Origin of the sequence: Methylobacterium terrae (assembly GCF_003173755.1) — a bacterium.
Taxonomy (GTDB): Bacteria; Pseudomonadota; Alphaproteobacteria; order Rhizobiales; family Beijerinckiaceae; genus Methylobacterium; species Methylobacterium terrae.
Genome location: NZ_CP029553.1, coordinates 1,392,501 through 1,407,759 on the forward strand (window position 1 = coordinate 1,392,501; position 15,259 = coordinate 1,407,759).

A 15,259-nucleotide genomic window follows, 5' to 3' on the forward strand; every position below is an offset into this window, starting at 1 on the left:
CGGGCTTCGAGCTGACCCTCGCGGCCGGGCGGCGCCGACAGGTCGCCGGCGCGATCCTGGCCTGCGGCAACCTGCGGGCACCGCGCGGGCCGCGCAGCCGCTACGCGGTCGATCCCTGGGGCGACGCGCCCCTCGACCACATGCGGCCCGACCTGCCGCTGCTCATCGTCGGCACCGGGTTGACCATGGTCGACGCGGTCGCGGCCCTGCGCCAGCGCGGTTTTCCCGGGCCGATCCTCGCGGTGTCCCGCCGCGGCCTGCTGCCCCAGGTCCACGCCGCGACCGCAACGTGGCCCGCGCCGAGCGTGCCGGACGCGGCGCGGCGCTCTCTGCCTGCGCTGCTGCGCGTCGTGCGCGACGAGGCACGCCGGGCCGCCGCGTGCGGGGCCGACTGGCGAAGCGTGATCGATTCCCTGCGGGGCGTCAGCATCGGGCTCTGGCGCGGCCTGCCTCCGGCCGAGCAGCGCCGCTTCCTGCGCCACGTCCGCGCGTTCTGGGACGTGCACCGGCACCGTATGGCGCCGCCGGCGGCCGAGATCATCGAGCGTGAGCGCGCGAGCGGCGGGCTGACGCTGATGCGGGCCCGCGTGATCGCGATCGAGGACCAGGCGGGCCACGCCCGCGTGAGCCTGCGCGAGCGCGGCGTCGAGGCGGAGCGGGTCGTCGACGTGCAGCGGATCATCGACGCCTCGGGCGTCGGGCGCGTCGCCGATACCGACGACCTGCTGCTGCGCCGCCTGATGGGCCGCGGGCTGATCCGCCCGGACGCGCTCGGCCTCGGGCTCGCCGTGGCCGACGACCTCGCGGTGCTCGACCAGCGCGGCGAGGCCGGCCGGCCGCTCTGGACGCTCGGGCCGCTCCTGCGCGGGACGCTGTGGGAATGCACGGCGGTGCCGGATATCCGCGGGCAGGCGGCGGAACTCGCCCGGACGGTGGCGGCGCGGCTGCAGGATGTAGCGACCGGGGCGGCGCGGGAGACGGCCTGAAACCGGACCGATCGAGAAGCCCCGACGCGTCAGGCGCTTGCTCGGACCGTGCCGGGCATCGCCTCAGGTTCCATAAGATACCTTATGCGAATCACGGGTGTAGGCGCAAAGTTAAAATGTCCCACCGGAGCCGAGCGGAACCGCACCGTTCCGCCCGGCGAACCGGAAGCCTCCCCGCTCGCGCCGTTCAGAGCGCCGCGACCAGAGCCTTCGCCTTGGCGGTGACCTGGTCGGGGGTGTCGCCGGGCTTGTAGAGCGACGAGCCGCAGCCGTAGCCGCTGGCGCCAGCCTCGCGCCAGGCCGGCAGGCTCCGTGCGTCGACGCCGCCGACCGGGAGCAGCGGCGTGCCCTTCGGCAGCACCGCGCGGAGCGCCTTCAGCATCGGCGGCCCGCCGGCCTCGGCCGGAAACAGCTTGAGGGCGTCGGCGCCGGCGTCGAGCAGGCCGAAGGCCTCGGCCGGGGTCAGGAAGCCCGGCATCGCCACCATGCCGCGGGCCTTGGCGGCGCGCACCAGGGCGGGATCGGCGTGGGGCGTGACGAGCAGGCGCCCGCCGGCTGCGGCCACCGCCTCGACCTCCGCCTCGCGGCGGAAGGTGCCGGCGCCGACGAGCGCCCGGTCGCCGAGGCGCGCCGCCAGGCGGCGCACGCTCTCGACCGGCTCGGGCGAGTTGAGCGGCACTTCGAGGATCACGATCCCGGCCGCCACCAGCGCCTCGCCGATCGCTTCGACCTCGTCCGGCCGCACGCCGCGCAGGATTGCCACCAGGGGGCAGCGCGCGAGCCAGCCCGTCACGTCCGACGGAATCATGCCCATTGGATCCTCTCCCCGATCAGCGCCAGGCCGCGGGCGGCGGCGTCCGGATCGCCTGCGATCGCCTCGCCGCCCGCGAGGGCGATCGCCCGGCCGTAGAGCGCCATCAGCGGGCCCGAGCCGACGAGCAACACCTGGGCGGGCTCCGCCAGGGCGGCCGCCACGTCGTGCCCGATCAGCAGGCCCGACAGGTAGCTCGCGGACTCCTCCGGCGCGAGCCGGCCGAACAGCCCGAGCGTGCGGGTGCCGAACAGGTGGTGGAGCAAGCCCCCGGCCTCCGCCGCGCGGGCGACGCCCGCCTCGAAGGCCGGGCCGACCTCCGCCCGCCCGGTCATCATCCGGCCGAGGATGGTGTGGTCCTTGAGCGCCGCGAAGGCCTCGCCGGTCATGCTGGTGGTGAAGCCCGCGATCCGGCCGCGGACGACCCGCACCCACTTGGCGTGGCTGCCGGGCAGGCACATCAGCCCGTCCTCGTCGGCATGGGCCAGCGCCCCGAGGATCTGGACCTCCTCGCCGCGCATCACCTCGGGTGTCCCGGCCGCGTCCTCGGCACTCAGGCCCGGCACCAGCCGCACGCTCGCGCCGTCGAAGGGCACCGGCACCACGGCGCCTGCCAGTTCCGAGAGTCCCGCCGGACAGCCGAGGTACGGCGCCTCCTGCCAGCCCTGCCGGCTGCCGACCATCCCGGAGAGCAGCACCCGGGTCTCGCCGGCCGCCAGCCAGTCGCCGACCATCTCGACGAGCGCCGCCGGAAAGCCACCCGCCGGCACCCGCAGGATGCCGTCCGCGCCCTCGCGCCGCGCCAGCACCGCCCCGTCCGGCGCGAGCCGGTAGGCCCGGGCGCTGCTCGTTCCCCAGTCCACTGCGATCATGCCCGACGCTGTGCCCCAGGGGCGGCGGGAGCGCAACCGTCCGGCCGCTTGACGCGTGTTGCGGCCGCTCCTATCCAGGGAAAAAGGTTGCAACTGAAACCAATCGACCGGGCAGGAAAGGGTCGCGCCATGAATGTCCAAGCGCAGAACGTTTCGGCGAAGAACGTTCCGGCACCGTCCGGGCCTCAGCCCGCCGCCAGCGTCTCTGGCCTCGCGCCGGGCTACATGTCGGGCTTCGGCAACGGCTTCGAGACCGAGGCCCTGCCGGGCGCGCTCCCGGTCGGCCGCAACTCGCCCCAGAAATGCCCCTACGGCCTCTACGCCGAGCAGATCTCGGGCTCGCCCTTCACCGCGCCGCGCACCACCAACGAGCGCTCCTGGCTCTACCGCATCCGGCCCACCGTGATGCACTGGGGCGCCTTCCGGAAGGTCGAGGCCGGCCTGTGGCGCACCGCGCCCGCCCCCGAGGTCGAGATGCCCCCCGCCCCCTTGCGCTGGGATCCCGTCCCGATCCCGGACGAGCCGCTCTCCTTCGTCGAGGGCGTGCGCACCATGACGACGGCGGGCGATGCGGGCGCGCAGGCCGGCATGGGCGCGCATCTCTACCTCGCCACCCGCTCGATGAGGGACGAGTACTTCTACAACGCCGACGGCGAGATGCTGGTGGTGCCCCAGGAGGGCGCGCTTCGCTTCCGCACCGAGTTCGGGATCATCGACGTCGCGCCCGGCGAGATCGTGGTGATCCCGCGCGGCGTGAAGATCGCGGTCGAGCTCCTTGGCGGCCCGGCCCGGGGCTACCTGTGCGAGAATTACGGCGGCGCCCTCACGCTGCCCGAGCGCGGGCCGATCGGCGCCAACTGCCTGGCCAATCCGCGCGATTTCCTCACCCCGGTCGCCGCCTACGAGGACCGCGACGCGCCAGGCACCATGCTGGTGAAGTGGGGCGGCGCCTTGTGGGCCGCCGAGATCGCCCACTCGCCCCTCGACGTCGTCGCCTGGCACGGCAACTACGCGCCCTACAAGTACGATCTCCGAAAATTCTCGCCGGTCGGCCCGATCCTGTTCGACCACGCCGACCCGTCGATCTTCACGGTGCTGACCTCGCCCTCCGAGACGCCCGGCACCGCCAACATCGACTTCGTGCTGTTCTCCGACCGCTGGCTGGTGGCGGAGAACACCTTCCGGCCGCCGTGGTACCACCTCAACGTGATGAGCGAGTTCATGGGGCTGGTCTACGGGGTCTACGACGCCAAGACCGGCGGCGGCTTCCGGCCGGGGGGCGCCTCGCTGCACAACACGCTGCTGCCGCACGGGCCGGACGTCGACGCGTTCGAGAAGGCGTCGAACGCCGAGCTCGCGCCGCACAAGCTCGAGGGCACGCTGGCCTTCATGTTCGAGACGCGGTTTCCCCAGAAGGTCAGCCGCTTCGCCGCCGAGACCCCGGCGTTGCAGCAGGATTACGGGTCCTACGGCCGCCGGCTGACGAAGCATTTCGACCCGAACCGGCCGGAGGCGCGGTGATGATCGACCATACCCACGATCCCGCCGCCCGCTCCTGCGTGCCCGGTGCCGACGGGCATCCCGACTTTCCGATCCAGAACCTGCCGCTCGGCGTGTTCTTCACCGACGGCGGTCCGAGGCGGGCCGGTGTCGCGATCGGCGAGCACGTCCTCGACCTCGCGGCGGCGCGGGCCGCGGGCCTCCTGACCGGCGAGGCGGCGCGGGCGGTCGCGGCGACCGAGGGCGGCGACCTTGCCGGGTTGCTGGCGCTCGGCGCCGGCCCGCGCCGGGCCCTGCGCCACGGGCTCTTCGCCCTCCTCTCGACCGACGGGCCGGACCGCGACCGGGTGCCGCCGCTCCTGCACGCCGCGTCGTCCTGCACGCTGCACCTGCCGGCGCGGATCGGCGACTACACCGATTTCTTCGTCGGCATCCACCACGCCACCAATACCGGCCGCCAGTTCCGGCCCGACCAGCCGCTTCTGCCCAACTACAAGCACGTGCCGGTCGGCTATCACGGCCGCGCCTCGTCGATCCGGCCCTCCGGCACCCCGGTGCGCCGGCCGCACGGCCAGGCGAAGCCGCCCCACCTCGACGCCCCGGTCTTCGGGCCGTCGCGCCGGCTCGACTACGAACTGGAACTCGGGGTGTGGATCGGACTCGGCAACGACCTCGGCACACCGGTGCTGGTGGCGGAGGCCGCCGGGCAGGTCGCGGGGTTCTGCCTGCTCAACGACTGGTCCGCCCGGGACATCCAGGGCTGGGAGTACCAGCCCCTCGGGCCGTTCCTGGCAAAGAGCTTCGCCACCACGATCTCGCCCTGGATCGTCACCCCGGAGGCGCTGGCGCCGTTCCGCATCCCGCAGCCGAGCCGGCCTCCGGGCGATCCCGCCCCCCTGCCCTACCTCCTCGATCCGGCCGACCAGGCCGGCGGCGCCCTCGATCTCGAGCTGGAGGTGCTCCTCTCGACCGAGGCGTCCCGCGCGGCCCGCCTCCCGCCGCACCGGGTCGCGCGCTCGAACGCGCGGCACATGTACTGGACGGTGGCGCAGATGATCGCGCACCACACCGGCGGCGGCTGCAACCTGCGGCCGGGCGACCTTCTCGGGACCGGCACGCTCTCGGGCCCGGATCCGGATTCCTGCGGCAGCCTGCTCGAGACCTCGCAGGGCGGCAAGGTGCCGATCCGCCTGGAAACCGGCGAGGAGCGCCGCTTCCTCGAGGACGGCGACGAGGTCACCCTGACCGCCCGCGGCGTGCGCGAGGGCTTCGCGCCGATCGGCTTCGGCGCCTGCCGCGCGATCGTGCTGCCGGCCCTGTGACCTGGTACCCGGTCGCCGACCTCGCGGATTTCGAGGGCAGGCCGGTCCTGGCCCGCGAGGCCGGCGGACAGGCCCTCGCGCTCTACCGCGTCGACGGCGCGGTCCACGCCACGCAGGGGCGCTGCACCCATGCGGGCGCCCTGCTGGCGGAGGGCGAGGTGGTCGAGGGCTACATCGAGTGCCCGGCCCATTACGGCCTGTTCGAGATCCCCACCGGCCGGGCGCAGGGCGGGCCGGTCTGCCGCGACCTCGCGGTCTACCCGGTGCGGGTGGAGGAAGGCCGGGTCTGGGTCGAGGTCGTTCCGCCCGGCGCCTGAGCGAGCCGGCCGCCCGTTATCCGGCAGCCGAATGGCGCTCACGGAATGATGAAGTGCCATTCCTCTCGAACAGACATAGATAAAGCAGCCGATCCGCATGCAATGCGGATGCTTCTCACCCGGAGGCATACATGAAACGGCTGTTTCTCGCCGGTGTCGCGGTGTTTCTGGTCCTGCCCGCTCAGGCGCAGACCGGAGCCAACCCTGCGGAAATCAGGGAGCCCGGTCCGCCGCGGCTCACGACTCCGTTCCAGGGCCAGGAGAACGTCTTCGAGGGCAGCCGGTCGCAGGTCGACAATTCGGGCCCGGGCTCGACCGGAACCCTCGCCCGCAGCGGCCTCGGCGCCGACAACTGGTCCAACGACACCGCCAACACCTCGAACGCCTCCAATCCCGAGCGCGGAATCCCGAATTCCGGAGGCAGCGGCGGAGATAGCGGTCAGTAGGCGTCCGTCTCGTCCCGAGCGCCCGTATCAGCAGCCCGGTCCGTCGACCACGGCGGCTCGGCGAGGTTCGACGAGAGACCGATGCGTCACGGACGAGGCATCGGGATCGATGCCGCGAGCACCGGCCGGTCGCGCGATCGGGCGATGCTCCGGCTACCGGAAGGCCGGCATGCGGTCGATGACGTCCGTCAGGGGACCGGGATCTCGATGGTCCCTCCCGTGCGGGCCGCCCGCGTGATGGCATCGACGACGCGCAGGTTCTGCAACCCGTCGCGGGCGCTCACCAGCGGCTTGGCCTCGCCCCGGATCACTTGAACGAAATGCGCGATCTGCTCCGCCAGCGGATCGGCGCGCGCCACCGCGAGCGTGTCGCAGAGGAAGGGCTCGAACCAGGATCGGTCCTCGGGCCTCGCGTAGCGCTTCAGCCGGAAGGTCGGCACCGCCAGCGAGCCCTCGGTGCCGAGGATCGTGTAGGCGTCCTCGTCCGGGTAGGTCGGATAGGCGGCGTTCTCGCGCGAGGTCTGCTCCCAGCTCCGCGCCGAGGCCGCGGTGTCGGAGAGGAGGAAGGTGCCGAGCGCGCCGTTCGCGAAGCGCAGGGTGATGGCGACCGTGTCCTCGACGGGAAATCCGCGCACGGCGCCGGAGGCGGCCGCCTGCACGGCGACGATCTCGCCCGCCATGGCGCGCAGGTTGCCGACCTCGTGGATCATGTTGATGAGGAGCGGTCCCCCGCCCGGCTCGCGCCGCCAGGCATTCGGGCCCTCGAAATAGCTGCCGGGCTTGAAGAAGGCCGCGCTGCCCATCACCCCGACGATCCGGCCGAGGAGCCCGGACCGGACCGCCTCGACCGCCCGACGCAGGATCGGGCTGTGCTGCCGGTGGTGGCCGACGAGCACCCGGGCCCCGGCCGCCTCGGCCGCCGCGACCAGGCGCTCGCCCTCCTCGAGGTCGTGCGCGAGCGGCTTCTCGATCAGCACCGGGATACCGGCCGCGATGCAGGCGAGCCCCTGCGGGACGTGCAGCCGGTTCGGCGTCGCCAGCACCACGCCGTCCGGACGGTCGGCGGCAAAGCACGCCTCCAGGGTGGCGTAGAGCGGGACGCCCTCCCGCCCGGCGATCGCCGCGGCGTCCGGCCCCGGATCGACGATGGCCGAGAGCCGCGCGCCGGGATTCGCGGCGATCTCCTCGATGTGCCGCCGCCCGATCAGCCCCGCGCCCGCGACCGCGATCCTGACCTCGTCCCAGCCGCCCACTCGGTCCAACTCGTCCTCCCGGTCGCATCGTTGCGGCAGCGATGGGGAGGAGTTGACGCAGGTTCGCCGCCCGGCACAAGGCGTCGGTCCGGCCCGGCGGCCGAAAACCAGCGCGGCGCCCGATCACGTTGCAATCGGGTGCTGCACTGGTTCTCTGATCTTAATGCATTTTCCTCAACGAACCGCGATCCGCTCCGCCGGAGAACGCGCTAGAGCACTTCACGATCGCGTCGCAATCGCGAAGCTCTCCAAGTCTTTAGTTTTGCCGCATTTTCTTCGACGAACCGGTATCCACTTCGTCGGAAAATGCTCTAGCGGTCCCCCGCCAGCCCCTGGCCGCTCGCGGCGCCCGCGAGGGCCAGGATCGCCCGGTTGAGCGGCACGTCGATGCCGTGGCGCTCGGCCGCCGCCACGACGGCGCCGGTGAGGTGGGCGTGTTCGAGGGGCCGGCCGGCGAGGCGGTCGTAGAGCATCGAGCTGCCGCCGTCGCCGGTCATGCGCCGATAGCCCTCGAGGATGCGGGTGACGTCCCCGTCGGTCAGCCGGGCGCCCTCGGCGTTGGCGACCCGGATCACCTCGCCCATCAGGCCGCGGGCGAGCTCCTCGATCGCCGGGTCGTTGAAGACCACGATGCGGCGCAAGGTGAGCGCGGTGATCGGGTTGACTACGGCGTTGCTGAGGAGCTTGCGCCACGCGACCGTGACGAAATCCTGTTCCTGCGTGATCTCGAACGGCGTGCCGGCGAAAAGCTCCGCGAAGGCGGCGCCGTCGGCGCCCGCCGGCACGCTCATCTTGGTCGAGCCGTGATGGGTGATGCGGCCCGGCGCCGTGCGCTCGACCGAGCAGTAGATGATCGCCGGCAGCACCGCCACGCCCTCGGCCAGATGCGGCCGCGCCCGCTCCGCCTGCCCGACGCCGTTCTGCACCACCACGACCCGGGTCCCGGGCCCGACGAGGGTGCGGAACCACGGTTCGGCGCTCGCGGTGTCCTGCGCCTTCGTCGTCACCAGCACCCAGTCTGCGGCGCCCACCTCGTTCGGGTCCGCGACGATGCGCACCGGCACCTCGCGCTCGCCCGACGCGTCGGTGACGACGAGGTGGTCGAACGGCGTTCGCACGCACAGCGTCACGTCGCGTCCCGCCCGCTCCAGCGCCCCCGCCAGGTAGCCGCCGATCCCGCCGCTCCCGATCACCGCGACGCTGCCTGCCTGCCTGGTGCCGTCCGCCATCGTCCCGCTCGCTCTCGAAGATCTCTCGAGGTCCGACCTTAGGCCGGCCCCGGTGCCCCGGGAAGGCGGGACGGATGCAGGGTGGCCGTGCATCCCCCGCGCGCCGCCGCGGGGGCGCGTCCCTTGTCCGCTGCGCTGCGGGATCTAGCTTCCGACACGGAAGCGTCGCTGCGTCGCGCCCGTCGGCCAAGGAGACCCCCATGACGTCGCACGTCCCGGTGGAAGGGCATGCCGCCTCCGGCAGCAAGCCGGCCCCGCCCTGCACCATCGTGATCTTCGGCGCCGGGGGCGACCTGACGAAGCGCCTGCTGATGCCGGCGCTCTACAACCTCGCCGGCAGCCACCTCCTCGACGAGAAGACCACCATCTGGGGCGTCGACCACACCGACGGCTCGGACGACAGCTGGCGCCAGAATCTCTCCGACACGATGGAGTCCTTCACCAGGGACGAGACGGCGGAGTTCCACGCCAAGCACATCGACCCCACGGCCTGGGGCTTCGTGCGCGACCGGCTGCACTACCTCAAGGGCGACTTCCTGGCGCCCGAGACCTACGAGCAGATCGGCGGCAAGATTCCCGGCAACGCGGTGTTCTACCTCGCGGTGGCGGCGCGCTTCTTCGCGCCGATCGTCGAGCATCTGGGCCGGGCCGGACTCCTGAAGCAGGGCGACGACGCATTCCGCCGGGTGGTGATCGAGAAGCCGTTCGGCAGCGACCTCGCCTCGGCGCAGGATCTGAACAAGCGGCTGCTCGCCGTGGCCGACGAATCGCAGCTCTACCGGATCGACCACTTCCTCGGAAAGGAGACGGTGCAGAGCATCATGGCGATCCGCTTCGCCAACGGGATGTTCGAGCCGATCTGGCGCCGCGATTTCGTCGACCACGTCCAGATCACCGCCGCCGAGACCATCGGCGTCGAGGAGCGCGGCGCCTTCTACGAGCCGACCGGGGCCTTGCGCGACATGGTGCCCAACCACCTGTTCCAGCTCCTGTGCATGACCGCCATGGAGCCGCCGGTCTCCTTCGACGCCGAGGCCGTGCGCACCGAGAAGGCGAAGCTCGTCCAGGCGGTGCAGCCGGTCCAGCCCGGCGACGCGGTGCGCGGCCAGTACCGGGCCGGCACCGAGCAGGGCCACGCGGTGCCGGGCTACCGCGACGAGCCGCACGTGGCGGGCGACAGCCGCACCGAGACCTACGCGGCGTTGAAGCTCACCATCGACAACTGGCGCTGGGGCGGGGTGCCGTTCTACCTGCGCACCGGCAAGCGGATGACCGGCCGGCGCACCGAGATCGCGGTGCACTTCAAGCCCGCGCCCTACCGGCTCTTCCGCGATACGCCCGTTGACCAGGTCGCGCCGAACATCCTGCGGATCATGGTCGATCCGGTCCAGGGCATGACGACCGAGTTCAACGCCAAGGTGCCAGGCCCGTCGATGCGGCTCGGCGCCGTGCGCTCGACCTTCCGGGAGGGCGACTTCTTCCCGCAGGAGCCGAATGTCGGCTACGAGACCCTGCTCTACGACTGCCTGTGCGGCGACGCGACCCTGTTCCAGCGCGCCGACAACATCGAGGCGTCCTGGGCCGCAGTCGATCCGCTGGTGAAGGCCTGGGGCGCCGACGGCGAGCCCGAGCCGTACGAAGCCGGCAGCGCCGGCCCGAAGGCGGCGGACGAGCTTCTGGCCCGCGACGGCCGTCGCTGGCTGCCCCTGGATGGCGACCGGTCGGGCGACTAGCTCGTGGCCGACGCGCGCGAGTGGCTGGAGGCCGACGGGCTCGGGGGCTTCGCCTCCGGCCCCGTCGCCGGCCCGCGCACCCGGCGCTACCACGCCCTGCTCCTCACCGCGACGACCCCGCCGACCGGCCGCGTGGTGCTGGTCAACGGGTTCGAGGCCGAGGTCGCGACGACGGGTGGAACCGTGCCGCTCTCGACGCAGGCCTACGCGCCGGACGTGGTCCATCCGGATGGCTGGCTCCACGTCGCGGCGTTCTCGCCCCGGCCCTGGCCGAGCTGGACCTACCGGCTGCCCGACGGCACGGCGCTCCGGCACGAGGTGCTGGTCGAGCCGGATTCCTGCGAGACGCTGCTGCGCTGGCAGCGCCTGGACGGGAACGGCCCGTGCGCCCTCACCGTGCGCCCGCTCCTCTCGGGCCGCGACTACCACGCCCTCCACCACGAGAACCCGGCCTTCGCCTTCGCGGCGACGGTCCGGGGCGGCAACGTCGTTTGGCGGCCCTACCCGGACCTGCCGGCGGTCGCGGCGCTGACCAACGGGACTTACGCCCACGCGCCCGACTGGTACCGGAATTTCCTCTACGCGGCCGAACGCGCGCGCGGCCTCGACGACCTGGAGGACCTGGCGAGCCCGGGCGCCTTCACCTTCGACATCGCCGCCGGCCCCGCCGTGATGATCCTGCGCAGCGGCGACGGCCTCTCCGTCCGGGCCGGCTCCCATGCCGAGCGGCTGACGGCGGCCGAGCGGGCGCGGCGCGAGGCGCTGACGCCGCTGGCGCTCGCGGCCGGCGCCTACCTGGTCGACCGGCCGGGCGGGCGCACCCTCGTGGCGGGCTTCCCGTGGTTCACCGATTGGGGTCGCGACACCTTCATCGCGCTGCGCGGCCTCCTCGTCGCCACCGGCGCGCTCGCGCAGGCGCGCGCGATCCTCGTCGCCTGGGCCGGCGCGGTGAGCGAGGGCATGATGCCGAACCGCTTCCCCGACCGGGGCGAGGCGCCGGACTACAACGCCGTCGATGCCTCGCTCTGGTACGTGATCGCGGTCCACGACGTGCTCGCCGCGCACGAGGCCGCCGGCCTCGCCGTGCCGGAGGCGGAGGCCGCCCGGCTGACGCGAGCCTGCGCGGCGATCCTCGACGGCTACGCCGCCGGCACCCGGTACGGCATCGCGGCCGATGCGGACGGGCTCCTGCGCGCCGGCGTGCCGGGGGTGCAGCTGACCTGGATGGACGCCAAGGTCGGCGACCGGGTGATCACGCCCCGCATCGGCAAGCCGGTCGAGGTCCAGGCGCTGTGGATCAACGCGCTGCGGATCGGCGCGGCGCGCTGGTCGCCGCGCTGGGGCGACCTCGAGCGGCGCGCCTCCGGCAGCTTCGCACGCTTCGTCTCGCCGTCGGGCGCCCTCTACGATGTGATCGATGCCGACCACGTCCCGGGTGCGGTCGATACCAAGTTGCGGCCGAACCAGATCCTGGCGGTGGGCGGCCTGCCCCACCGGCTCCTCAACGGCGACGCCGCGCGCGCGGTGGTCGAGGCGGTGGAGGCGCGGCTCCTCACGCCGCTCGGCCTGCGCTCCCTCGACCCCGCCGACCCGGACTATCGCGGCACCTATGCGGGCGGTCCCGCGGAGCGCGACGGCGCCTACCACCAGGGCACGGTCTGGCCCTGGCTGATCGGTCCCTTCGTCGATGCCTGGCTCGGCCAGCGCGACCGCACGCCCGAGGCCAAGGCCGAGGCGCGGGCCCGCTTCCTGCCGCCGCTCTCGGCCCACCTCGACGAGGCCGGCCTCGGCCACGTCTGCGAGGTCGCCGACGGCGACCCGCCGCACCGCCCCGGCGGCTGCCCGTTCCAGGCCTGGTCCCTCGGCGAACTGATCCGCGTGCGGCGGATGCTCGACCTCGATCCGGTGTGACCTCCATGGAGAGTCCCGCGATGCCCGCCTCCCCCGCCTCCTGCCTCACCGACACCGCGGAGGGCCGCCGCCTCGCCGCCGTCGAGACCGAGGGCTGGCACCGCTGGGGGCCGTACGTGAGCGAGCGGCAATGGGGCACGGTGCGGGAGGATTACAGCGAGGGCGGCACCGCCTGGGACTACCTGCCCCACGATCACGCCCGCTCCCGCGCCTATCGCTGGGGCGAGGACGGCATCGCGGGCTTCAGCGACGACCGCCAGCTCTGGTGCCTGGGTCTCGCCCTGTGGAACGGCCGCGACCCGATCCTGAAGGAGCGGATGTTCGGGCTCACCAACAGCGAGGGCAATCACGGCGAGGACGTCAAGGAGCTGTGGTGGTACCTCGATGCCACCCCGACCCATTCCTACATGCGGATGCTCTACAAGTATCCGCAAGGCCCCTTTCCCTACGCCGACCTCGTGGCCGAGAACGGCCGGCGCAAGGGGCGGAACCTGCCTGAATACGAGCTGGCCGATACCGGCATCTTCGAAGGCGGGCGCTATCACGACGTGACCGTGGACTACGCCAAGGCCGCGCCCGACGACGTGCTGATGCGGGTCACGATCGTCAATCGCGGGCCCGACGCCGCAGACCTCCACGTCCTGCCGCACCTCGTCGCCCGCAACACCTGGTCGTGGGGGCGGGAGGCCTGGGAACCGGCGCAGCCGCGCCCGCTCCTGCGCCTGACCGAGACCGGCGCCGTCGAGGCGACGCGCGGGCGCTCGCCGGCTTTGCGGCTCACGGCCCTGCAGCCGGCCGAGTTCCTGTTCTGCGAGAACGAGACCAATGCCCGGCGGCTCTTCGGCACGCCCGGCCCGGCCCACCCGAAGGACGCGATCAACGACCGCGTCGTCGAGGGCCGGCAGGATGCCGTGAGCCCGCTCGCCGAGGGCACCAAATGCGCCGCCTGGACGCGCGTGACCGTGCCGGCCGGCGGGGTCGTCACCTTGCGCTTCCGCCTTAGCCCCGCAGCGAGCCCGGACGAGCGCGACGTCGCCGCCTTCGACGCCGTGATGGCGCGCCGCGTCGCCGAGGCCGACGAATTCTACGGCGCGCTGCAGCGCGACATCGCCGACCCGGACGCCCGCCTGGTGCAGCGCCAGGCGCTCGCCGGCATGCTGTGGTCGAAGCAGTTCTACCATTTCGACGTCCGGCGCTGGCTTGCCGGCGACCCGGCCCAGCCGGCGCCGCCGGAGGCGCGCCGCCACGGCCGCGACAGCGACTGGACGCACCTCAACAACGCCGACATCGTCTCGATGCCGGACAAGTGGGAGTACCCCTGGTACGCGGCCTGGGACCTCGCCTTCCACTGCGTGACCTTCGCGCTGATCGACCCGGCCTTCGCCAAGGGCCAGCTGATCCTGCTCACCCGCGAATGGTACATGCACCCGAACGGGCAGTTGCCGGCCTACGAATGGGCCTTCGGCGACGTGAACCCGCCGGTCCATGCCTGGGCGGCGCTCCGGGTCTACCGCATGGACCAGGCGATGACGGGCAGGCCCGACCGCGCCTTCCTCGAGCGCGTCTTCCACAAGCTGATGCTGAACTTCACCTGGTGGGTGAACCGCAAGGATGCCGGCGACCGCAACGTGTTCCAGGGCGGCTTCCTCGGGCTCGACAACATCGGCATCTTCGACCGCTCGGCGACGCTTCCCACCGGCGGCACCCTCGACCAGGCCGACGGCACCGCCTGGATGGCGATGTACAGCCTCAACCTGATGCGCATCGCCCTCGAACTCGCGGTCGAGGACCCGGTCTACGAGGACATCGCCACCAAGTTCTTCGAGCACTTCCTGACCATCGCCGAGGCGATGACCCATGTCGGCGGTGACAGTTCCGGCCTGTGGGACGAGGCGGACGAGTTCTACTACGACGTGCTCAGCCTCCCCGACGGTCGCCAAGTGCCGCTGCGGGTGCGATCCCTCGTCGGGCTGATCCCGCTCTGCGCCGTCGAGGTGCTGGACGACGATCTGGCCGAGCGCTTTCCCGCCTTCGCCCGCCGCGCCCGCTGGCTCCTCACCCACCGCCCCGACCTCGCCGCCCAGGTCTCGCGCTGGGAGGAGCCGGGCCGCGGCAACCGGGTGCTGCTCTCGCTGCTGCGTCGCCACCGCATGAAGGCGCTCCTGCGCCGGATGCTCGACGAGACGGAGTTCCTGTCCCCCCACGGCGTCCGCTCGGTCTCGAAGGCGCACGAGGCGGCGCCGTTCCGCTTTCCCTGGGACGGCCAGACCTTCGCGGTCGATTACGAGCCGGCGGAATCGACCACCGCCGTGTTCGGCGGCAACTCGAACTGGCGCGGCCCGATCTGGCTGCCGATCAACTTCTTGCTTGTCGAGGCGCTGACCGAGTTCGGCCGCTTCTACGGTCCGGACTTCACGATCGAGTGCCCGGCGGGCTCGGGGCATTACCTCACCCTGCCGCAGATCGCCGACGAACTGTCCGCACGGCTCACCCGCCTCGTCCTGCGCGGCCCCGACGGCCGCCGCCCGGTGCTGGGCGACAATCCCTTGTTCCAGGACGATCCGCACTTTCGCGATCACATCCCGTTCCACGAGTACTTCCATGGGGACACCGGCGCGGGATTGGGCGCGGCGCATCAGACCGGGTGGACGGGCCTGCTGGCGCTGTTGCTCCAGCCGCGGCGGGTGGTGGCCGGCGGTCATGTGCCGGCGGCGCCGGAGGCTTGAGGCGTCATCGCTGATCGGCTTGACCTGGGGACGGGTTGAGGCCGGTCCAACTCGGACTTCTAATCGGAGGTCATAGGGTAGGCTGTCATCCGAAGCCGCGCACCGATCGCACTCATAGCCGAGAGGGAGGCGCTGGAAAGCTCGGCTATGGTA

12 protein-coding genes (1 of these 12 running past the window's edge) are annotated in these 15,259 nt (G+C 72.5%); 8 read left to right on the forward strand and 4 right to left on the reverse strand.

Translation table 11 applies throughout. From position 1 onward, the window contains the following. Window positions 1-986 carry the 3' portion of an FAD/NAD(P)-binding protein gene (locus DK419_RS06240; RefSeq protein WP_245442849.1) on the forward strand. The gene continues 415 nt to the left of window position 1, outside the view, so only the last 986 of its 1,401 coding nucleotides appear in the window; its start codon lies off the left edge, out of view; its stop codon occupies window positions 984-986. Window positions 987-1,173: 187 nt separating this feature from the next. Here the strand turns inward: DK419_RS06240 and DK419_RS06245 are convergent, their stop codons facing one another. Next, the gene (locus DK419_RS06245; RefSeq protein WP_109962153.1) at window positions 1,174-1,794 is read right to left on the reverse strand and encodes a 2-dehydro-3-deoxy-6-phosphogalactonate aldolase; all 621 of its coding nucleotides are present in this window, start codon (window positions 1,792-1,794) and stop codon (window positions 1,174-1,176) included. After that, on the reverse strand, window positions 1,791-2,669 hold the full coding sequence (locus tag DK419_RS06250) for a 2-dehydro-3-deoxygalactonokinase (RefSeq protein WP_109958317.1): 879 nt from the start codon (window positions 2,667-2,669) through the stop codon (window positions 1,791-1,793). Before DK419_RS06250 ends, DK419_RS06245 begins: the two co-directional genes overlap by 4 nt. 129 nt (window positions 2,670-2,798) lie before the next feature. Between DK419_RS06250 and hmgA the strand changes: the two genes are divergently transcribed. The 4 genes from hmgA to DK419_RS06270 all read left to right on the forward strand — a co-directional run bounded on the left by hmgA (window position 2,799) and on the right by DK419_RS06270 (window position 6,254). Next, window positions 2,799-4,190 carry a homogentisate 1,2-dioxygenase gene (hmgA, locus tag DK419_RS06255; RefSeq protein WP_245442850.1) on the forward strand — a complete coding sequence of 464 codons (1,392 nt, stop codon included), beginning with the start codon at window positions 2,799-2,801 and terminating at the stop codon, window positions 4,188-4,190. Next, on the forward strand, window positions 4,190-5,491 hold the full coding sequence (gene fahA / locus DK419_RS06260; RefSeq protein ID WP_109958318.1) for a fumarylacetoacetase: 1,302 nt from the start codon (window positions 4,190-4,192) through the stop codon (window positions 5,489-5,491). Before hmgA ends, fahA begins: the two co-directional genes overlap by 1 nt. Then, a complete protein-coding gene (locus DK419_RS06265) occupies window positions 5,488-5,808 on the forward strand; it encodes a Rieske (2Fe-2S) protein (protein WP_109958319.1) in 321 nt (106 codons plus the stop codon). The genes fahA and DK419_RS06265 overlap by 4 nt, the downstream gene beginning before the upstream one ends. A 131-nt stretch (window positions 5,809-5,939) precedes the next feature. Beyond that, window positions 5,940-6,254: a hypothetical protein gene (locus DK419_RS06270; protein ID WP_109958320.1), complete on the forward strand. Its 315-nt coding sequence runs from the start codon at window positions 5,940-5,942 to the stop codon at window positions 6,252-6,254. A gap of 188 nt (window positions 6,255-6,442) precedes the next feature. Here DK419_RS06270 and DK419_RS06275 read toward each other — a convergent pair whose 3' ends face one another. Next, window positions 6,443-7,507: a Gfo/Idh/MocA family protein gene (locus DK419_RS06275; protein ID WP_109958321.1), complete on the reverse strand. Its 1,065-nt coding sequence runs from the start codon at window positions 7,505-7,507 to the stop codon at window positions 6,443-6,445. A 311-nt stretch (window positions 7,508-7,818) separates the two neighbouring features. Beyond that, complete coding sequence (locus tag DK419_RS06280) at window positions 7,819-8,736, reverse strand: 2-dehydropantoate 2-reductase (protein WP_162561160.1); 918 nt, start codon at window positions 8,734-8,736, stop codon at window positions 7,819-7,821. 200 nt (window positions 8,737-8,936) lie between these two features. Between DK419_RS06280 and zwf the strand changes: the two genes are divergently transcribed. The 3 genes from zwf to DK419_RS06295 are packed head-to-tail and all read left to right on the forward strand — an operon-like array spanning window position 8,937 to window position 15,106. Then, on the forward strand, window positions 8,937-10,469 hold the full coding sequence (gene zwf / locus DK419_RS06285; RefSeq protein WP_109958323.1) for a glucose-6-phosphate dehydrogenase: 1,533 nt from the start codon (window positions 8,937-8,939) through the stop codon (window positions 10,467-10,469). A 3-nt stretch (window positions 10,470-10,472) separates the two neighbouring features. Next, window positions 10,473-12,380 (forward strand): amylo-alpha-1,6-glucosidase, encoded by a 1,908-nt coding sequence (locus DK419_RS06290; RefSeq protein ID WP_109958324.1) that lies wholly within the window; start codon window positions 10,473-10,475, stop codon window positions 12,378-12,380. A 20-nt stretch (window positions 12,381-12,400) separates the two neighbouring features. Further along, window positions 12,401-15,106 carry an MGH1-like glycoside hydrolase domain-containing protein gene (locus DK419_RS06295; protein ID WP_109958325.1) on the forward strand — a complete coding sequence of 902 codons (2,706 nt, stop codon included), beginning with the start codon at window positions 12,401-12,403 and terminating at the stop codon, window positions 15,104-15,106. The last annotated feature ends 153 nt before the right edge of the window (window positions 15,107-15,259 follow it).